This window comes from Halpernia sp. (genome assembly GCF_048269545.1).
Classification (GTDB): domain Bacteria; phylum Bacteroidota; class Bacteroidia; order Flavobacteriales; family Weeksellaceae; genus Halpernia.
Map to the genome: position 1 here is coordinate 59,516 of NZ_JBLXIJ010000002.1, position 19,907 is coordinate 79,422.

General features: G+C 30.8%; 22 protein-coding genes. 10 read left to right on the forward strand and 12 right to left on the reverse strand.

The genetic code is table 11. The features are described 5' to 3' along the window. Positions 1-22: 22 nt before the first annotated feature. Together ACN0WB_RS03425 and ACN0WB_RS03430 are read left to right on the forward strand one after the other, a co-directional pair. Positions 23-724, forward strand: coding sequence for a VIT1/CCC1 transporter family protein (locus tag ACN0WB_RS03425; RefSeq protein ID WP_417428867.1), 702 nt, complete (start codon positions 23-25; stop codon positions 722-724). Next, positions 725-1,498, forward strand: a complete 774-nt coding sequence (locus ACN0WB_RS03430; RefSeq protein WP_417428869.1) for a patatin-like phospholipase family protein — start codon at positions 725-727, stop codon at positions 1,496-1,498. Here ACN0WB_RS03430 and ACN0WB_RS03435 read toward each other — a convergent pair. The 6 genes from ACN0WB_RS03435 to ACN0WB_RS03460 all read right to left on the reverse strand — a co-directional run bounded on the left by ACN0WB_RS03435 (position 1,471) and on the right by ACN0WB_RS03460 (position 7,024). Beyond that, on the reverse strand, positions 1,471-1,839 hold the full coding sequence (locus tag ACN0WB_RS03435; RefSeq protein ID WP_417428871.1) for a diacylglycerol kinase: 369 nt from the start codon (positions 1,837-1,839) through the stop codon (positions 1,471-1,473). The two genes, ACN0WB_RS03430 and ACN0WB_RS03435, sit on opposite strands and share 28 nt — an antisense overlap. Continuing rightward, positions 1,839-3,197 (reverse strand): M20/M25/M40 family metallo-hydrolase, encoded by a 1,359-nt coding sequence (locus tag ACN0WB_RS03440; RefSeq protein ID WP_417428873.1) that lies wholly within the window; start codon positions 3,195-3,197, stop codon positions 1,839-1,841. Before ACN0WB_RS03440 ends, ACN0WB_RS03435 begins: the two co-directional genes overlap by 1 nt. Positions 3,198-3,330: 133 nt before the next feature. After that, the gene (locus ACN0WB_RS03445; protein ID WP_417428875.1) at positions 3,331-4,569 is read right to left on the reverse strand and encodes a DUF1015 domain-containing protein; all 1,239 of its coding nucleotides are present in this window, start codon (positions 4,567-4,569) and stop codon (positions 3,331-3,333) included. Positions 4,570-4,572: 3 nt separating this feature from the next. Then, positions 4,573-5,532, reverse strand: a complete 960-nt coding sequence (locus ACN0WB_RS03450) for a D-2-hydroxyacid dehydrogenase (RefSeq protein ID WP_417428876.1) — start codon at positions 5,530-5,532, stop codon at positions 4,573-4,575. A 5-nt stretch (positions 5,533-5,537) separates the two neighbouring features. Beyond that, positions 5,538-6,599 carry a 3-phosphoserine/phosphohydroxythreonine transaminase gene (serC, locus tag ACN0WB_RS03455; RefSeq protein WP_417428878.1) on the reverse strand — a complete coding sequence of 354 codons (1,062 nt, stop codon included), beginning with the start codon at positions 6,597-6,599 and terminating at the stop codon, positions 5,538-5,540. Between the two features lie 74 nt (positions 6,600-6,673). After that, complete coding sequence (locus ACN0WB_RS03460) at positions 6,674-7,024, reverse strand: 4Fe-4S dicluster domain-containing protein (RefSeq protein ID WP_417428880.1); 351 nt, start codon at positions 7,022-7,024, stop codon at positions 6,674-6,676. 57 nt (positions 7,025-7,081) lie between these two features. On the opposite strand from ACN0WB_RS03460, the gene ACN0WB_RS03465 reads away from it, so the two are divergent. Then, entirely contained in the window at positions 7,082-8,116 is a 1,035-nt protein-coding gene (locus tag ACN0WB_RS03465; RefSeq protein WP_417428882.1) for an acyl-CoA reductase, read from the forward strand. Positions 8,117-8,338: 222 nt separating this feature from the next. Beyond that, complete coding sequence (locus ACN0WB_RS03470) at positions 8,339-9,025, forward strand: Bax inhibitor-1 family protein (RefSeq protein WP_417428884.1); 687 nt, start codon at positions 8,339-8,341, stop codon at positions 9,023-9,025. Positions 9,026-9,067: 42 nt separating this feature from the next. On the opposite strand, the gene ACN0WB_RS03475 is transcribed toward ACN0WB_RS03470, so the two are convergent. Further along, complete coding sequence (locus ACN0WB_RS03475) at positions 9,068-9,382, reverse strand: DUF4286 family protein (RefSeq protein WP_417428886.1); 315 nt, start codon at positions 9,380-9,382, stop codon at positions 9,068-9,070. A 138-nt stretch (positions 9,383-9,520) separates the two neighbouring features. Between ACN0WB_RS03475 and gyrA the strand changes: the two genes are divergently transcribed. Further along, positions 9,521-12,160 (forward strand): DNA gyrase subunit A, encoded by a 2,640-nt coding sequence (gene gyrA, locus ACN0WB_RS03480; protein WP_417428888.1) that lies wholly within the window; start codon positions 9,521-9,523, stop codon positions 12,158-12,160. Positions 12,161-12,195: 35 nt separating this feature from the next. Further along, positions 12,196-13,587, forward strand: coding sequence for a hypothetical protein (locus ACN0WB_RS03485; RefSeq protein ID WP_417428890.1), 1,392 nt, complete (start codon positions 12,196-12,198; stop codon positions 13,585-13,587). Positions 13,588-13,635: 48 nt separating this feature from the next. On the opposite strand, the gene ACN0WB_RS03490 is transcribed toward ACN0WB_RS03485, so the two are convergent. Continuing rightward, the gene (locus ACN0WB_RS03490) at positions 13,636-14,286 is read right to left on the reverse strand and encodes a metal-dependent transcriptional regulator (RefSeq protein WP_417429732.1); all 651 of its coding nucleotides are present in this window, start codon (positions 14,284-14,286) and stop codon (positions 13,636-13,638) included. 149 nt (positions 14,287-14,435) lie between these two features. Between ACN0WB_RS03490 and ACN0WB_RS03495 the strand changes: the two genes are divergently transcribed. From ACN0WB_RS03495 to ACN0WB_RS03505, 3 genes are read left to right on the forward strand one after another with little or no spacing between them, the layout of a single operon-like run. Then, the gene (locus ACN0WB_RS03495; protein ID WP_417428892.1) at positions 14,436-15,470 is read left to right on the forward strand and encodes a threonine aldolase family protein; all 1,035 of its coding nucleotides are present in this window, start codon (positions 14,436-14,438) and stop codon (positions 15,468-15,470) included. Positions 15,471-15,472: 2 nt separating this feature from the next. Next, positions 15,473-16,096, forward strand: a complete 624-nt coding sequence (locus tag ACN0WB_RS03500; protein WP_417428894.1) for a M20/M25/M40 family metallo-hydrolase — start codon at positions 15,473-15,475, stop codon at positions 16,094-16,096. After that, complete coding sequence (locus tag ACN0WB_RS03505; RefSeq protein ID WP_417428896.1) at positions 16,075-16,812, forward strand: hypothetical protein; 738 nt, start codon at positions 16,075-16,077, stop codon at positions 16,810-16,812. The genes ACN0WB_RS03500 and ACN0WB_RS03505 overlap by 22 nt, the downstream gene beginning before the upstream one ends. An 82-nt stretch (positions 16,813-16,894) precedes the next feature. Here ACN0WB_RS03505 and ACN0WB_RS03510 read toward each other — a convergent pair whose 3' ends face one another. Both ACN0WB_RS03510 and ACN0WB_RS03515 read right to left on the reverse strand, forming a co-directional pair. Beyond that, a complete protein-coding gene (locus ACN0WB_RS03510; protein ID WP_417428898.1) occupies positions 16,895-17,698 on the reverse strand; it encodes an enoyl-ACP reductase FabI in 804 nt (267 codons plus the stop codon). Positions 17,699-17,903: 205 nt separating this feature from the next. Then, positions 17,904-18,095 (reverse strand): hypothetical protein, encoded by a 192-nt coding sequence (locus tag ACN0WB_RS03515; protein ID WP_417428900.1) that lies wholly within the window; start codon positions 18,093-18,095, stop codon positions 17,904-17,906. Positions 18,096-18,235: 140 nt separating this feature from the next. On the opposite strand from ACN0WB_RS03515, the gene ACN0WB_RS03520 reads away from it, so the two are divergent. Next, the gene (locus tag ACN0WB_RS03520) at positions 18,236-18,790 is read left to right on the forward strand and encodes a DNA-3-methyladenine glycosylase I (protein ID WP_417428902.1); all 555 of its coding nucleotides are present in this window, start codon (positions 18,236-18,238) and stop codon (positions 18,788-18,790) included. Between the two features lie 76 nt (positions 18,791-18,866). On the opposite strand, the gene ACN0WB_RS03525 is transcribed toward ACN0WB_RS03520, so the two are convergent. Next, complete coding sequence (locus ACN0WB_RS03525) at positions 18,867-19,031, reverse strand: hypothetical protein (RefSeq protein WP_417428904.1); 165 nt, start codon at positions 19,029-19,031, stop codon at positions 18,867-18,869. A gap of 2 nt (positions 19,032-19,033) precedes the next feature. After that, positions 19,034-19,888 carry a nucleoside phosphorylase gene (locus ACN0WB_RS03530; protein WP_417428906.1) on the reverse strand — a complete coding sequence of 285 codons (855 nt, stop codon included), beginning with the start codon at positions 19,886-19,888 and terminating at the stop codon, positions 19,034-19,036. Between the last annotated feature and the right edge of the window lie 19 nt (positions 19,889-19,907).

Consider the following 19,907-nt stretch of genomic DNA (forward strand, 5'->3'; position numbering starts at 1 on the left):
GCTTTTTTTATAAATTTATTCAATGGAAAAAGAAATAAAATTTGAAGACCATTTTATCAACCGAAGCAACTGGATTCGCGCTGCAGTTTTAGGCGCAAATGACGGGATTGTTTCAGTTGCAAGTATTGCAGTAGGAGTTTCAGCTGCAGGTTCAAGCAGAGAAATTTTAATTTTAGCAACTTTGGCAGGTTTAGTTGCAGGTGTTTTTGCAATGGCTGCAGGAGAATTTGTTTCCGTAAGTTCACAAGCCGATATTGAAGCTGCAGATTTAAAAAGAGAAGCCAAAGAATTAGAAGAAATGCCAGAACATGAAATGCACGAATTGGCAAAAATTTATCAAAAACGAGGTTTAACTGAAAAATTATCTTTAGAAGTTGCACATCAATTACACGAACACGATGCTTTAGGAGCGCACGCAAGAGATGAATTGGGCATTAATGAAATTATGAAAGCGCAACCTTTTCAAGCCGCATTTGCAAGTGGTGCTGCATTTGTCGCAGGTGGAATTCTACCACTTTTAGTGAGTGTATTTTTACCTTTAAAGGAAATGATGTATTATCAATACGGTTTTACGATTATATTTTTAATTATTTTGGGTTACCTTTCCGCTCGTGGCGGCGGTTCACATATTTTTAAAGCCATTGTTAGAATTACCATTTGGGGAACTTTAGCAATGATTGCTTCTGCTTTTGTTGGATATTTATTCGGAGTTAATGTAAATTAAATGAAAAATTTAGGCTTGGTTTTATCCGGAGGCGGAACGAAAGGAGTTGCTCATGCGGGTGTTTTAAAATTTTTAGAAGAGAAAAATATAATTCCAGAAATTTTGGCTTGTTGTAGCGCAGGTTCTATTGTCGGAAGTTTATATGCCGTTGGAAAAAAACCAGAAGAGATTTTAGAATTTTTTAAATCTGTTTATTTTTTTAATTGGCGACATTTTACCATTAATAAACCGGGTCTGGTTTCATCCTCGATTTTTAGTGAATATTTATTACCTGTTTTTGGAGAACTTACTTTGGGAGAATTAGAAAAGGATGTTCGCATTATTGCTACAGAATTAATTACCGGTGAGCAAAGAATTTTTGGTAGAGATTTCAAAATTGTTGATGCCATTATTGCGTCGTGTTGCATTCCAGGAATAACAACACCTTACATTGTAGGAGATGAAATGTTTAGCGATGGTGGAGTTTTAAATAATTTCCCTGCAGATATTATAAAAGCAGACTGCGAAAAAATGATTGGCGTTTACGTTTCAATGCCAGAAGACGCTTCAATGGAAAGTCTTTCTACCATTAGATCTGTAACTACGCGAGCTTACGAATTGCTTTCACATCGTACAGAAATTCACAAATTTGCCTATTGTGATTGGTTTATTACTTCAAAAAAACTAGCATCTTACGGTACTTTTGAAAGAAAAGCACATCGATTAGAAGAAATTTTTGATATCGGTTATCAAGCTGCGAAAGAAAGTTATGAAGACAGTATTTTTTCTAAATAAGGCCAATAAATTATTGCACCAATTACAATTGCAAAAATTGTAGATAAAAGAACTGCGCCTGCCGAAATATCTTTTATAATTCCAATTTTTTTATTAAAACTGGGTTCTACAAAATCACATAATTTCTCAATTGTAGTATTTATAATTTCGGTTACTAAAACAAAAGCAGAAACTAGAAGTATTAAAACGGCATCAATTAAATTTAATCTTAAAAATAATATCAAAAATAAATTTAAAAATAAAGCTGCAATTTCCAATTGAAAATTGCGCTCATTTCTAAAAATCCATTTTAAACCTTTTAAGGAAAATAATAAACTATTGTAAAACGGTTCTTTCGCCATTACCAATATTTATCAATCATATAAAGCAATTGCGTTTCAGCGGAAGCTCCAGAAAGTAATTCTCGTCGGTTAACTTTTTCAAAAATATCTTCTGTGGTGTGATGAATATCAAAATAACGCGCAGAATCTGGTGATAATTCGCCCGTTGCAGATCCTAATTCTTGCAAAGGTTGTACATCGGTTCCGGCATAATTTTTATCAAAATCATAAATTCCATAAGGCAAGAATAAATTGGACCAAGATTTTACTTCATTTCTTTTTCCATCACTCATTACCAAACCAAAACCGCGTGGTGCAAAACCACCAGAATCACTTTCCAAAGCAAATAGATGTTTTTCATTTTTTCGTTTGGCTTCTTCTGCATATTTTTTTGCACCTTTTGCGCCGTTTTCTTCATTCGCAAAACAAATAACTCTAATTGTATGATTGTTTGGAATATTTAATTTTTTAAATGTTCTTAAAACTTCAATTGCTTGTACAACGCCCGCTCCGTCGTCAGTTGCTCCTTCTCCTACGTCCCAAGAATCCAAATGTCCACCAACTGCGATTACCGATTGGTCTTTTTTTCCCGTAATTTCTCCAATTACAGAATGCGTGAGTCTTTCGCCTTTCATTCCACAATTTGAATTTAATTTCGCAAAAACTTTTTCAGATTCTAAAGTTTTTTCTAATTCATCTGCACTTTTTACACCAATGCAAACTGCAGGAATTTTTGGATATCTTTCGTCGTAACGCTGAGTTCCAGTATGTGGAACATCATCAAAAGCCGAAGAAAGAGAACGAATGATCATTGCTTTTCCACCTTTTTTTGCAACAAAAGAAGCGGCTACAAATCTGTATTTTCCAGCGTCGCCATAAGCTTGTCCCGTAGAAATGAAAGTTTGGTTAAAAGGATAATTAAAAAAAACAATTTTATCTTTTACTTCGGAATCTTTCATTTTATCTAAATCTTCCAAACTTTTTACATAAATAATTTCACCTTCTAAATCTTTTCCGTTCGTTCCTTCCGTATTTCCGATAGAAAGCATATTTAAAGATTTCCAAGAATTTGTTCCAGATTTAATTTGCAAAGATTCTTTTCCTCTTTCCCAAACAGGAACCATCACCTCTTGATACCAAACCTTATCTGCACCTGCTTCTTTCAATTTTTTATATGCCCATTTTGTTGCTTTTTCATAAGCTTCAGAACCGCTTAATCTGTGACCAATATCTTTTGCTAATTGGTGCAAATTATTATACGCTTGTCCATTCGTTAAAATTTCATCGGAGATATTTTTAAATTCTATGGAATCTGATTTGGATTGGGAAAAAAATAATCCGCCCCAAAAGAGCGGAAGAAGTAGGGTGAGTTTTTTCATTTAAATAGTTTTTGTTTGTCTTTCAAAATTAATTATTATTTTTTGAAAACAGAGAAATAGAAGTATAAAATTTTAATAAAAAAGTTCTTTCAAAAATTGAAAGAACTAAAATGAAAATAATGGTTAAATTTTATTATTTCATATCATACATCACCAAAGCCGTCACCAATTTTGGTTCAATGTAAGTGCATTTTGGCGGCATAATGAGTTTTTCATCGGAGATTTTTAGCATATCAGAAAAACTAACGGGATAAATACCGAATCCCACTTTATATTTGCCGGAATCTACTTCTTCTTTTATCTTTAAAATCCCTTCGATGCTGGAATTTCCTTTGATATAAGTAATTTCATCAGAAGTTTTAGGATCAAAAATATCAAAAATATCTTTGAAAATATATTTCCGCATTAATTTGTGATCTAAATCATTTGTATCTGCAGATTTACGAACGTCGTGCTTTACGTGTAAACTGTAAAATTTTCCATCCAAATACATACTAAAATGGAATTTCTGAGAAGGGAAATAAGGATTTTCACCTTTCTCATGAATTAGAAAATTAGTTTCTAATTTCTTTAAAAACTCTTCAGAAGTTAATCCGTTTAAGTTTTTTAAAAGCCGATTATAATCGTTTATTTTAATTGATTGGTTGGAAACAATATAACTGAAAACGTAGTTGTAATGTTCTGTACCATTGTGTTTTTTATTTTTTTCTTTCTGGTTTTTTGCGTTTAAAGCTGCGGAACCAATTCTGTGATGTCCATCTGCGATGTAAAAAGAATCAATTTGTTCTAAAACATCTTTTAATTCTTTCATTTTTAGACGGTTGTCTATTTTCCAGATTTTATGGCGCGTTCCTAAATCATCTACATAATTTAAAATCGGAATGTTTTTTTCTTCATAATTCATCAATAATTCTACTTTAGAATTTGATGGATAAGTGAGCAAAACGGGTTCTGCTTGAAGATTAACTTTCTCTAAATAATGTGCTAATTTTTCTTTTTTTGCTGTTAAAGTAGATTCGTGTTTTTTAATTTTTCCTTCCCAAAATTCTTCCACACTTACCAAACCAAGCAATCCACGAAACACTTTTTTATTTGGATAAGTTTGAGAATATAAATAAAAAGAAGCGTCATCTTGCACCAATTTATGATCGGCTAAAAGTTCTTCATAATTGGTTCGAATTTTTCGTAAATTTCTGTCGATATCCTTTGATTTGCTCACTACGTAAGGTTTTATCATTTGAATATAGGAAGAATCTATGGCAGATTTTTCATTAATTTCTTCTTGTGAAAAATTATCTAAAGGATGTGTAGGAAAAATTTCTACAAAATCTTTTGTAGGTCTTACACCACGGAAAGGTTTAAAATTTGGCATTTATTAAAAATCTTTTTTTAGAGCAATTAGTTGTTCAGCAAGTTCAATTCCTATTTTATTTTGTGCATCAACTGTACTTCCTGCAATATGAGGAGAAAGTGAAATCGCAGGATTCATTAACAAAGCAAGTTCCGGAGTAGGTTCATTTTCAAAAACATCTAAAGCTGCGCCTGCAATCTTTTTATTTTCAATAAAATTTACCATTGCAACTTCATCTAAAACGCCACCTCTTGCAGTATTTACAATGAAAACTCCATCTTTCATTTTTTCAAATTCAGATGTTGATAAAATATATTCTGTAGTTTTTGGCGTATTGATACTTATAAAATCACAATCAGACAAAAATTCTTCTATATTATTAGTGGAAGTTATTTTAAAATTTACGGTTTGTCCATCAAAAAAATGAAGTTCTAAATTTTCAGTTTTTGGTTTTCTAGTACATACTTTTACTTTCATTCCCAAAGCTATTCCCATTTTTATAACTTCTTGACCAATAGAACCAAAACCAATAACGCCTAAAGTTTTACCTGAAATTTCAAATGCGTTTTTAAAATCTTTTTTTAAGTCTTTAAATCTTGTGTCTCCTTCAAGCGGCATTAATCGATTGGATTCATGAAGAAATCTTGCCATTGTAAAGAAATGTCCGAAAACCAATTCTGCGACAGATTTGGAAGAAGCAGTTGGTGTATTTATAACTTTTATGCCTTTTTCTTTTGCGTAATCTACCGCAATATTGTCCATTCCAATTCCGCCACGACCGATAATTTTAAGAGAAGAACAAGCGTCAATTAATTCTTTGGAAACTTTCGTTGCACTTCTAACTAAAAGAACATCGACTTTATTTTCATTTATAAAATTCGCTAATTGTTCTGGCGCTACACGTTGATTTAAAAATTCTATTCCAGCTTCTTCAATCGCTTTTATGCCATTTTCCGAAATGCCGTCGTTTGCTAAAACTTTCATTCAATCTATTTAAAATTTTTCATTACATCCACCAAAACTTGAACGCTTTCTAAAGGCAAAGCGTTGTACATACTTGCTCTGTAACCGCCTAAACTCCGATGTCCATTTAATCCATTTATTCCTGCTGCTTTCCAAGCCGAATCAAATTCTTCTTTTTTGGATTCATCTTTTAATTTGAAAGCGGCGTTCATATTTGAACGGTCTTCTTTTTTACAAAAAGTTTCAAACAAAGGATTTCTATCAATTTCATCATAAAGCAAACTTGCTTTTTGATTATTTACTTTTTCAGCTGCAGCAATTCCACCATTTTTTTCTAAATGTTGAAGCGTTAAAAGTGACGCATAAACTGCAAAAACTGGCGGTGTATTAAACATCGACTCTTTTGCGATATGCAAAGAATAATCGAGCATTGAAGGAATATCACGTCCAGTTTTGCCTAAAATTTCTTTTTTAACTACCACTAAAGTTGTTCCCGCTGGTCCCATATTTTTTTGTGCTCCGGCGTAAATTAAATCAAATTGACTGAAATCAATGACGCGGCTAAAAATATCTGAACTCATATCACAAACCATTAACGTTTCAACATTTGGGAAAGTTTTAATTTGAGTTCCATAAATGGTATTATTAGAAGTGCAATGAAAATAATCACAAGCGGAATCTACTTTAAAATCTTTTGGAATAAAAGAGTAATTTTCATCTTTGGAAGATGCAACAACATCTACATTTCCTAATTTTTTTGCTTCTTTAATTGCATTTGAAGACCAAGTTCCAGTATCTAAATAAGCCGCTTTTCCGTTTAATTTTAAAAAATTAAATGGAACCATCAAAAATTGTAAACTCGCACCACCTTGTAAATAAAGCACTTCATATTCATCTCCCAAATTCAATAAGCGCTTTACAATTGATCTCGCTTCATCCATCACAGCTACAAAATCTTTACTTCTGTGAGAAATTTCTAACAAGGAAAGTCCAAGATTATTGAAATTTAATATTGCTTCTGCAGATTTTTGGAAAACTTCCTGCGGTAAAATGCAAGGACCTGCGCTGAAATTATGTTTTTTAACCATTTTTTTTAATTTATCCTAAAAAGGTTTAAGTGAATTCATTAATGAGATTTTTTAAAAGTTTATTTAAAAATATTTTATTCGCCATGTAAAAAGGCTTTTTTTGCCAATAAACTTTCTTCAGATTCTACATGATCTTCATCTGGAATACAACAGTCAACGGGGCAAACTGCGGCGCATTGAGGTTCTTCGTGAAATCCCATACATTCTGTACATTTATCAGTAACAATAAAATAAATATCATCACTTACCGGTTCTTGAGGTGCGTCTGCATCCAAAGTAAGACCCGAAGTTAAAGTAACTTTTCCCTTCAAAGCTGTTCCATCAGAAGCTTTCCAATCTACAGCGCCTTCATATATTGCATTATTTGGACATTCGGGTTCACAAGCGCCACAATTTATACATTCATCAGTTATTCTGATTGCCATTTCTAATTTTTTTAAATTTGTACAAATTTAACAATTTTTTAGCACAACAAAAAGTATATGACAACAAGATATATCATATTTGGACTTTCTAAATTAGGCACATTTTTAACAGAATTTTTATCTAAAAGTCCCGAGAATTTTAACGAGTTAGATAATGAATTTGCAAACCTCATTAGAATTTCGGAAAATGAAAATCCCTGGTTTACAGAAAACTATCAGAAATTAGCCTTAAAAGATTGGGCAAGTTTACTCATAGAAGAAAATTTAAATGAATGGTTATCAAAATATAATTTTTCAGAGAGTCGAAAAAGAGTAGGATTAATTTTAGCTGGAAATATTCCTTTGGTTGGTTTTCACGATATTGTTTGTGTGATTTTGAGTGGAAATATTCCTTTAATTAAATTATCTTCAAAAGATAAAAGATTGATTCCATTTTTATTAAAATTATGGAAAGTTTTTTCTGAAAATGAAATTGAATACGAATTCGTAGAAAAATTAGAAAATCTTGATTCTGTAATTGCAACTGGTAGTAATAATACTGCAAGATATTTGGAATATTATTTTAAAGATTATGACAGAATTATCCGGAAAAATAGAACATCAATCGCAGTAATAAAAGGAGATGAAACAGATGAAGAATTGCAACTTTTAGCAAAAGATATTTTCACATATTTTGGTTTGGGTTGTAGAAATGTAACGCGACTTTTTATTCCAAAAGATTTTGAATTAGAAAGATTATTTTTAAATTTTCTTAATTTTAAAAATGTGATTAATCATCATAAATACGCAAATAATTATGATTACAATAAAGCAATTTATTTACTTAATCAAGAATTATTTTGGGATAATAATTTTGTAATGTTGAAAGAAGATGAAGCTCTTTTTTCTCCGCTTTCTGTGGTTAATTTTTCTATATATGAAAACATTAATGAAGTGAAAGATTTCATTGAAAAAAATGAGCAGGAAATTCAATGTGTGGTTGGGAAAAGTGGTTTTAATTTTAAAACAATTCCATTCGGTGAAGCGCAACATCCAAATTTAAATACTTTTGCCGACAATGTAAATACTTTAAAATTTTTGAGTTTAATTTAGAATTTTTGCGCACAGATTCCACAGAATCTCACGGATTTTGAAGAAATATTTTCTCGCAGATTTTTAAAAAGAGTGTTTGTCATTCCGTAGGAATTTTAGTAGTTTTTAGAAGTTTTTTTTCCGTTGCCGAGATTCCTACGGAATGACAAAATTATGTTGAAATTCATGTAGCTTTTAATTAAAAAATAATTCTTAAATTCGTTTTTTTAAAATAAAAAAAGCATGAATCCATCCGTACAAATATCACACGCTGCAGCCGAAGAAAGAGCTGAATTTTACAAGAAAACTTATATGCACGTTGCACTTGCAATTTTAGCTTTTATGCTTGTAGAAAGTCTTTTGCTAAAATATATTCCAGAGGAACTCATTATGAAAATGCTTGGAGGAAGATTTATTTGGTTGGGAATTTTGGGTTTATTTTGGCTTGGTTCTGTAGTTTCAGAAAAATGGACTTTGTCGCAAGATAGAAATGTGCAATATGCAGGTTTAAGTTTTTACGTCATTTTAGAATCAATTATATTTTTACCACTAATTTATATCGCTTCACGTTACGCTGGAATTGAAATTATTCAACAAGCGGGATTGATAACTGTTGCGCTTTTTGCAGGATTAACTGCAGTTGTTTTTATGACAAATACGGATTTTTCTTTTCTGAGAACTGCAATAGTTGTGGGTGGTTTCATTGCTTTGGGATTAATTGTAGTAGGTGCAATTTTTGGCTTTAATCTCGGACTTTGGTTCTCTGTGGGAATGGTTGTTTTAGCAAGTGCAACTATTTTATACCAAACCAGTAAATTGAAAGATACTTATTCTACCGACCAATATGTAGGTGCCTCTTTACTTTTATTTTCTTCAATAATGTTATTGTTTTGGTATGTTTTGAGGATTTTGATGAGCAGAAGAAGTTAAAAATTTAAATTATTTTAAAAATTATTTAATATAACCCGAATTTTAAATTCGGGTTTTTCTTTCATTTAAATAGGTCTTAAAAACCATCACTTCTTCCCCAAATTCCTTTTCAATATGATGTTGAAGGTTCAATAATTCGCTTTCCACAAATTCTTCACGCAAATTTTCGTCATCAAAAAATAAAAGTAGATTGGTGTTTTTTCCTTCGTGAAGCATATCACTTTCAACTTCAGATAAAATAAATTGTTCTACTTGAATTAGGTTTTCGATTAAATTTTCCAAAGAATTTTCTTGAAATTTTTCCCATTCTAAAAGTAGGTGTTCTGGTGTGTGAAAAGTGATACTTAGAATGCTCATTTTTTTATAATTTTTACTAAAATATTGACTGCAAAAATCGGTAATTTTTCGTAAATTAGCCCGTTATTAAAATTAGAAATTTAGAAGAATCAAATTTGTAATGTAACAAACTGATTCTCATTTTATTAAAATTTATTTATGCATAAAGAAGGAGAAAGGTTAATTCCTATCAACATTGTTGATGAAATGAAGTCTTCGTACATTGATTATTCAATGTCTGTTATTGTTTCCAGAGCTTTACCTGATGTAAGAGATGGTTTAAAACCTGTTCACAGAAGAGTTTTATACGGAATGTATGGTTTAAATGTTTTTTCTAATAGAAAGCATTTAAAATCTGCAAGAATTGTAGGTGATGTTTTAGGTAAATATCATCCACACGGAGATTTTTCCGTTTATGACGCAATGGTGAGAATGGCGCAACCTTGGAGTTTAAGATATCCACAAGTGGACGGACAAGGAAATTTTGGTTCTATGGACGGAGATCCGCCTGCAGCAATGCGTTATACAGAAGCAAGATTACAGAAAATCTCCGACGAAATTTTATCAGATTTAGATAAAGATACGGTTGATTTTCAATTTAATTTTGATGACAGTTTAACAGAACCAAAAGTTTTACCCACAAGAATTCCAAATCTTTTGGTAAATGGAACTTCTGGAATTGCAGTTGGAATGGCGACTAATATGGCGCCGCATAATTTAACAGAAAGTATAAACGCAATTACCGCATACATCGATAATAATGAAATTACAATTGATGAATTAATGCAACATATTACTGCGCCAGATTTCCCAACAGGTGGAATTATTTATGGTTATGACGGTGTTCGTGATGCTTTTCATACAGGAAGAGGCAGAATTGTTCTTCGTGCAAAAGTGGGTTTTGAAGAAATTGGAAACAGAAATGCAATAATCGTAACTGAAGTTCCTTATCAAGTGAACAAAGCAGATATGATTGCGAGAACGGCAGAATTAGTGAAGGATGAAAAAATTCCTGGTATAAATGAAATTCGTGATGAATCTGATAGAAATGGTTTGCGAGTAGTTTATGAACTTAAAAATGACGCCATTCCAAATGTGGTTTTAAATTTACTTTATAAATATACCGCGCTCCAAACTTCTTTTAGTTGTAATAACATTGCTTTAGTTGCAGGACGACCAGTTCAACTAAATTTAAAAGATATAATTCATCATTTTGTAGATCACAGACATGAAGTAATTGTTCGCAGAACTGAATTTGAAATTAAAAAAGCAAAAGAAAGAGCCCATATTTTAGAGGGCTTTATGAAAGTTATCGGAACGCAAGATGATTTAGATAAAGCTATTAAAATCATACGAAATAGTTCTAATCCTGCAGATGCAAAACAAGGTTTAATTACGGAATTTGAACTTTCAGACATTCAAGCGCAAGCAATTTTAGATATGCGTTTGGCTCGTTTAACCGGCATGGAATTGGATAAAATCCGCGCAGAATACGAGGAAATTATGAAGTTGATTAATGATTTACAGGATATTTTAGATAATGAACCAAGACGTTTTGAAATTATTAAAGAAGAACTTTTAGAAATAAAAGAAAAATATGGCGACGAACGCAGAACAGAAATAGATTACAGCGGTGGAGAAATGTCTATTGAAGATATTATTCCAAATGAAAAAGTTGTTTTAACAATTTCTCACGCAGGTTACATTAAAAGAACTTCTTTATCAGAATACAAAATTCAAAGTAGAGGGGGAGTCGGAAATCGTGCTGCAACAACAAGAGATGAAGATTTCTTAGAGTATATTGTTACAGCAACCAATCACCAATATATGATGTTTTTCACAGAAAAAGGAAAATGTTATTGGTTACGAGTTTTTGAAATCCCAGAAGGTTCTAAAACTTCAAAAGGTAGAGCCGTTCAAAATTTAATAAATATTGAACCAGATGATAAAATTAAAGCTTACATCAGAACCAATGATTTAAAAGACAAAGAATACATTCAAAAAATGAATGTTGTGATGATTACTAAAAATGGAACGATTAAGAAAACATCTTTAGAAGCTTATTCTAGACCAAGAGTAAATGGAATTAATGCCATAGAAATTCGGGAAGATGATGTTCTTTTAGGCGCAAGATTAACAGATGGAAATTCTGAAATTATGATTGCAACTAAAAATGGTAAATGTATTCGATTCCCAGAAGCAAAAGCAAGAGCAGTCGGAAGAGGTTCTATCGGAGTTCGTGGTATTTCCTTATCAGATAATGATGAAGTAATTGGAATGATTGTGGTAAATGATTTAGAAAATGATACCGTTTTAGTTGTTTCCGAAAAAGGATACGGAAAAAGAACTGCAGTTGAAGATTACAGAGTTACAAACCGTGGCGGAAAAGGTGTAATTACTTTAAATATTACAGAAAAAACTGGAAATCTTATCGCCATTCAAAGTGTTACAGATGAAGATGGTTTAATGATTATCAATAAATCTGGTGTTGCAATCCGAATGAATATGGATAATATGAGAGTGATGGGTAGAAACACACAAGGTGTAAAAATGATTAATCTTCGTAAAGAAGACGAAATTGCAGCTATTGCAAAAGTAGAAATGGATAAAGAAGTGGAAGAAGTGGAGGATGAAATTATTGATAGTAATCATCCAGAAACTTCAATTGCTCCGCAAACCGGCGATAATGTTTTAAACATTGGAGATCCAGAAGTTTTGAAAAAAATTGAAGCGGAAGAAGCCCAAAAAAATAGAGAAATAGAAGAAAATAATGACGAAGAAAATAATGACGAAAAATAAATTAAAATAAATATAAATTATAATATTAAATTAAAATGCGAAAAATAATTTTAAGTTTAGCCTTGGTCTCGATTACTTTCGCGACGGCGCAGAAAAAAGAGATTTCAAGTGCTTATAAAGCCATTGAAAGCGGAGATAATGCAACTGCTGTTTCACAACTTTCTGCCGCAGAAAGTTTGATGGGAGATAAAACCTATCTTTTGGAACCAGAAATTTTGGAGCAATATTATTATACAAAAGGTTTAACTTTAATGAATGCAGGAAAAACGCAAGAAGGAGCTGCATTTTTAGCGAAAATAAATGATCTGGGTAAAACCAAAATTTACACCGGCAAAAATGAAAATAGAGATAGAGTTTATTACGTGGGTAAAGAAGCCGCAGATAAATCTGGAATAAGCAATCTTAAAGAAGAAACTTACACTCCAACAACTTCTGCAAAATTAGGACAAAAAATTAACCCAGTTTTACAGGCAACTAATAAAGAAGCTGTAGATGCTTATAATTCTAAAGATTATGCACTTGCGGGAGATAAGTTTAAAGAAACGTATTATCTTTTAAAAGCAGCAGGAACTGATGATAAATCTATTTTAAAAAATGCTGCAATTTCTTATGCCGCTGCAAATAAATTAGATGAGTCTATTATTTTATACAATGATTTAATAGATTCTGGTTACACCGGTGTTGAAACTACTTATCTTGCCACTAATAAAAAAGATGGCAAACAAGAGAAGTTAGACAAAAATACTTATGAGATTTTCAAAAAAGCTGGAGCTGCATCTGAGTATAAAGATTTCACAACTGAAACTTCGCCAAGTATTGAAAAAGAATTATATCAATTAAATGCAAGAAATCTTTATAACGCAAAAAGATATGATGAAGCAATTGCTTTGTCAGAAAAAGGATTGAAAAAATTTCCTGGAGATGCAACTTTAATGAATATCGTCGGTTTATCTTATTTTGGTTCGGGGAAATCTGAACAATTTATTGCAATATTAAGAAAGCAATTAGAAGCAAATCCGAAAGATTATGAAAGTTGGTATAATTTAGGAGTAATGTTAAAATCTGATCCTTCAAAAGTTTCTGAAGCAGAAGACGCATTTAATAAAGCTTTAGAAATTAAACCAAATTACGTTTCTGCTCTTCAAAATCTTACATTTCTAAAAATGGGAGATGATCAAAAAATGATTGATAATTATAATGCGAAAAGAAAAGCTGGGAAAATAGAAGAAGCCAATAAAATTCTTGCAGAGCGAAGAGCAAAATTATTAAGTGCGCTTCCTTATGCGGAAAAATGGTATGCTGCAGATCCAAATAATGTAGATGTTGTAACTTTATTAAAAGGACTTTATCTTACAGCTAAAAATGATGCAAAAGCTGCAGAATTTAAAGCTAAAGAAGAAGCTTTAAGAGCAAAAGAAGGAAAATAAATAATTTAGAATATAGTAAAAAAAAACAGAGTTTTAGCTCTGTTTTTTTTATGATTTTACTAAAAGTTTATCACAAATAATTTTACTTAAAACTTCTGTTTTATTTAAAAATTTCACCGTCATAGTTGCGTCGATATTTTCTATTTTAATAATTTGTAATTCCATTTCTAAAATTAAATTTCTTTCATTTAAAAAACTCAGAAAATCTTCTGTATCTAAAGTAACAGCTTTTAAAACTACTTTTTCATTCAATTTACACGTGCTTAATTTTTTTAAATCTTGCTCTATAATATTCCCATCTTTATCAGGAATGGGTTCTCCATGCGGATCTATCTTTGGAAAATTTAATAATTCATCCATTTTCTCAAAAAATTCATCAGAATGAATGTGTTCCAATTGTTCCGCAATATCATGCACATTTTCCCAACCAATATTCATTTTCTTTACTAAAAACATTTCTGTTAATCGGTGTTTTCTTACAATTAAAGCCGCTTCTTTTTTACAACTTTCAGTAACTTCTAAAGGTTTGTAATTTTCATATCTTACCCAATTTTTTTTAGCAAATTTTTTCATCATGCTATTTACACTCGGCATTTTAATATTTAAAAATTTACTTAAATCCGCTACAGTTACTGTATTATCTGGCTTTATTAAATGAAATATAGCTTTCAAATAATTTTCTTCCGTTAAAGTTTTCATAGAAATGTTAGAAATAATATTATACAAATCTAACATTATATTTTAAACATTTTAATAATCAAAATTTCAAATAATTTTCTTAATGAAAATCGTGGTATTTTTAAAATTTAAAAACTATAATTTAAAATTAAAAATATTAATTTAGTAGAATGAAATATTCTTTTAAAAATGATTATTCTGAAGCTTGTCATCCTTTGATTTTAGAGAAACTTTTAGAAACCAATTTAGTTCAGCAAAACGGTTACGGATTAGATGATTATTGTAAAAGTGCAGAAGAAAAAATTTTAAATTTAATTAATTCTCCAAACTCAAAAGTTTATTTTGTTTCGGGTGGAACACAAGCCAATTTAATTTTAATTTCCGCATTTCTTCGTCCCCACGAAAGCGTTGTTTCGGCTTCAACCGGTCATATTTTCACGAATGAAAGTGGCGCAATTGAGTCAACTGGTCATAAAGTTCATGCTGTAGAAACGCTTGATGGAAAACTTCGTCCAGAAGCCATTCAAAAAGTGATTGATGTTCATCAAAATAAACCACATCAAGTAAAACAAAAATTAGTTTACATTTCCAATTCTACTGAAATCGGAACTATTTATTCTAAACAAGAATTAAAAAATTTGTCAGAATTTTGTAAAAAAAATCATTTGTATTTAATGATGGACGGTGCAAGATTAGGACACGCTTTAACAGCAGAAACCAATGATTTAAAACCAGAAGACGTTGCAAAATACACCGATGCTTTTTATTTAGGCGGTACAAAAAATGGTGCTTTAATCGGCGAAGCCATTGTAATTAATAATCCAGAATTACAGACAGAATTTGGTTTTCACATAAAACAGAAAGGTGGAATGCTCGCAAAAGGGAGACTTTTGGGAATTCAGTTTGAGGTTTTATTTACAAAAAATTTATATTTTGATTTAGCAAAACACGCCAATTCTCAAGCAATGAAAATTAAAAAATCCTTTGTTGAAAAAGGTTTTAAATTTCTCTCAGACACTTTTAGCAATCAAATTTTTCCTATTTTAAATCAAAATCAAATTGCTCAACTTTCTGAGAATTTTGATTTTTATGTTTGGAAAAAAATAGATTCAGAAAAAGCAGCCATTCGTTTAATTACCTCTTGGGCGACTCCTGATTCTATTGTTGATGAATTTTGTGAGACTATTAAAAATTTAAAAAATTAATTATGAAAAAATACATTTTACTAATTCTAATTTCTGTTTCATTTTCCGCGCAAACCGCTATTAATAGAGATTCTGAAATTTCAAATTATGTTTCATTAGTCAATTCAGATTCTTTAAAATCTAATGTAGAAAAATTAGTGAGTTTCGGAACGCGACAAACTTTAAGTTCAACCTCTGATAAAAAAAGAGGAATTGGAGCTGCGAGAAATTGGGTTTTAAATCAATTTAAAAATTATGCTAAAAATTCTGACGGAAGAATGAGCGTAGAATTGCAAAATGAAGATTTGCAACCCGATGGAAAAAGAATTAATCAAGTTACAAATTTGGGAAATCCAACTGCAATTTTAAAAGGAACAAACCCAAATGATACTAGAATTTTTATTATTTCCGAACATTTAGATTCACGCGTTACAGATATTTTTAATTTTAAAAGTGATGCGCCCGGAGCGAATGACGATGCAAGTGGAGTAGCTGCAGTTTTAGAGTGCGCAAGAATTTTATCAAAATCAAATTTCCCTTCAACTGTAATTTTTGTGGCAGTTTCTGGAGAAGAACAAGGATTATTAGGTTCCAAAATGTTGGCTGAAAGAGCCGTTAAAGAAAAATGGAATGTACTGCAATGTTGAATAATGATATGATTGGAAATAATGAAGCAATCGACACGCATAATATTTCAAATATGCAATTGCGCGTTTTCAGTAAAGGTTTGCCTTTTTATGATTTGGATAAAAAAGCAAAATATATCCGAGCTTTTGGACTTGAAAATGACGGTGCTGCAAGACAATTAGCAAGGTATTCAAAAGAAATTGGCGAGAGATATGTGGATAATTTAGAAATAAAATTAATGTACAGAAACGATCGTTTTCTTCGTGGTGGAGATCATTCTCCTTTTGTAGAATCTGGTTTTCCTGCAGTTCGATTTACGGATATGAATGAAAATTTTAATCATCAACATCAAGATTTAAGAACTGAAAATAAAACGGAATTTGGAGATTTGGTAAAATTTATGGATTTTGAATATTTAAGAAAAAATACCGCCGTTAATCTTTCCATTTTATCAAATTTAGCAAAAGCACCATATTCTCCTCAAAATGTAAAAATGGATGTAAAAGAATTAACCAATTTTACAAGTTTAAGTTGGGAAAAACCAGCAGTTGGAAATGTTTCAGGTTATTATATTTTAATCCGCGAAACTGATCAAAGTATGTGGCAAAAGAAAATCTTTACTAAAGATTTATCAGTAAAATTGCCTTATTCTAAAGATAATTATTTTTTCGCAGTGCAAAGTGTTTCAACTGAAGGAAATGAGAGTTTACCAGTTGTTCCGTCTGTTGGAAGATAAATAATTTTAATATTTCTAAAATTATTTAATAAAAAAAATACGCTCCAGAAATGAAGCGTATTTTTTATTTTAATAAATATTTTTAATCAAATCTATCCACTACTTTTTGAGTCACGCCACTTGAACTGAAACCACCGTCATGAAATAAATTTTGCATCGTTACTTTTTTGGTTAAATCTGAAAACATTGCAATACAATAATTTGCACAATCATTTGCATCTGCATTTCCCAGTGGCGACATGGCTTCTGCGTAACCTAAAAATCCACCAAATCCTTTTACGCCACTTCCCGCGGTTGTTACAGTTGGAGATTGTGAAATTGTATTTACTCGCACTTTTCTTTCACCCCAATAATATCCAAAACTTCTTGCAATTCCTTCCAAATACGCTTTATTATCCGCCATATCATTATAATCTGGGAAAGTTCTTTGCGCCGCAATATAAGTTAACGCCAAAATAGAACCCCATTCATTCATGCAATCTTTTTCCCACGCAACGCGCATTACTTTATGGAAAGAAACTGCTGAAACATCCCATCCTTTTTGCAACCAATCGTAATTTAAATCGGTATAATGTTTTCCTTTTCGCACATTTACAGACATTCCGATGGAGTGTAAAATAAAATCTAATTTCCCAAATTTTTCAATTGCGAAATTAAATAATTTTTCTAAATCTTCTAGTGAAGTTGCATCTGCACCCATAACTTCAGAACCAGTTTTTTTTGCTAATTCATCCATTTCTCCCATTCTCATTGCAATTGGAGCATTTGATAAAATAAATTCTGCGCCTTCTTCATGACATCTTTCTGCAACTTTCCAAGCGATTGATTGGTTATTAAGCGCACCAAAAATAATTCCCTTTTTTCCTTTGAGTAATCCGTTTGACATAATTCTTGTTTTGTACAAATTTAAAATATTTTATGACTTAAACATAAAAAAAAGGAACTGAATTTTTCAGCTCCCTTTATAATCTTAACTTTTTGGTTAATTGGTTTTTTTTCTAATTTCTGCTTTTGCGTCTTCAGACATGTCTTTTACATTTTCCCATGCTTCACTTGCTGCATCTTTTGTGTCTTCCCAAGCGTCAAAAATATTATTTTTTAACCTGATCCAACCAGCCTTCTTTTGTAGCTTCTTCGTCTTTATCTCTTTGTTCTCTAATATAAGCTTTTGCTTTTTCCGCCATATTATCTAAATGAGAATTTACATTTTCTGTAGCATCTTTAAGATTATTCTTTACATTATCTACTGTATTATCTGCTTTTTTATAATCTGAATTGTTCATAATTTTTTTTTAATGTTAATATTTATTGATTTTGGTTGGTAATAAGGATTCAAAAGCTATTCCACAAAATGTTAAGTTATTGTTAAAGTCAAAAAAGTATCTTTTATTTTAATTAAATTTAAAAAAATAAAATAGTTGAAATGGAAAAAATAAGATGTGGTTGGTCAGAAAAAGATGATCTCTATAGAAAATACCACGATGAAGAATGGGGAAAACCAGTATATAATGATGATAAATTTTTTGAATTTTTAATTCTAGAAAGTTTTCAAGCGGGACTTTCTTGGCACACAATCTTAAAGAAACGTGAGAGTTTTAAATTGGCTTTGGATAATTATAATTATAAAAAAATTGCAAAATATAATGAAGCAAAAATTGAGGATTTACTTTCCAATGAAGGAATTATAAGAAATAAATTAAAAATTTTTGCGACAATAAATAATGCTAAAAAGTTTCAAGAAATTCAAAAAGAATATGGAAGCTTTTCAAATTATATTTGGAATTTTGTTGATGGAAAACCACTTTTAAATTCTCCAAAAACATTGCAAGATGTTCCTGCAACTACAGAAATTTCCGATAAAATCTCAAAAGATTTGAAAAAACGTGGCTTTAAATTTATGGGTTCAACTGTGGTTTATGCTTTTATGCAAGCAACTGGTTTGGTAAATGACCATTTAGATTCTTGTTATGTAAAATAAAAGTCTTCCACTTCGCTCAGACGGACAATTGAAAACAAATGTTTTATATCAATTCAAAATGGGCGAAGTCGAAGTATTACTTTCTAAATTTTTCAATAAAATATCTTACAATAAAAACAATTCCCATCGCTAGAAGAAATCCACGCAGAAAACTTAGAATTTCTCCTTCACCATAAATGAAAAGTAAAACGCTCGCCAAAAAAGCAAATATTCCTATATATAATTTGAAAATTTGTGGCATTTTTATTTAATAATTCTTTCTAAAACGTACTCAATCATCATTTGTTCTGATTTTTTATGATCAGCTGAAAATTCTCCACGTCTTCTGTTCGCAATGATTGCAGCAATAGTTGTAGCTTCGTGACCTAATAATTTAGAAAGTCCATAAATAGCGGAAGTTTCCATTTCAAAATTAGAAATTCCAAGATTATTTAATTGCTCTAAAAACTGATCATCTAAAGCTTTTAAACGCAATTGTCTTCCTTGTGGCGCATAAAATCCAGGAAAAGTGGCTGTGTTTCCGATATATTTTGCATCACTAAATAATTCAGAATTTTTCTTAGACCAATCGGAAAAATAAAGCATTCCTTTTATTTTTTCATATGGAAAACCAGCCATAAATTTTTTAGAAAAATCATTTTCAAAATGATAATCTTGGTAAAAATGGAGGAGTCCGTCTAAACCAACCACATTTTCTGTGACCATTAAACTATCCACTTCAATGTCTGGATTAACACTACCACAAGTTCCCAATCTAAAAAGATTTAAACTTTTATGTTCTGTTTTAATTTCTTTTTTCTGTAAATCAATATTTACAAGCGCATCTAATTCATTTAATACAATATCAATATTTTCAGTGCCAATTCCGGTGGACATTACAGTAATTCTTTCACCACGCAAAGTTCCCGTGTGCGTGTAAAATTCGCGTTTATTTTTGCGAACTTCTATAATATCAAAATATTTTGAAACTTTTGGAACACGATCTGGATCACCAACTAAAATAATTTTTTCTGCCAAATCTTCTGGCAATAAATTTAAGTGATATACACTTCCGTCTTCATTTAACACCAATTCTGATGCAGCTAATTTATTTATCATAATTTTTTATTTATTTAAT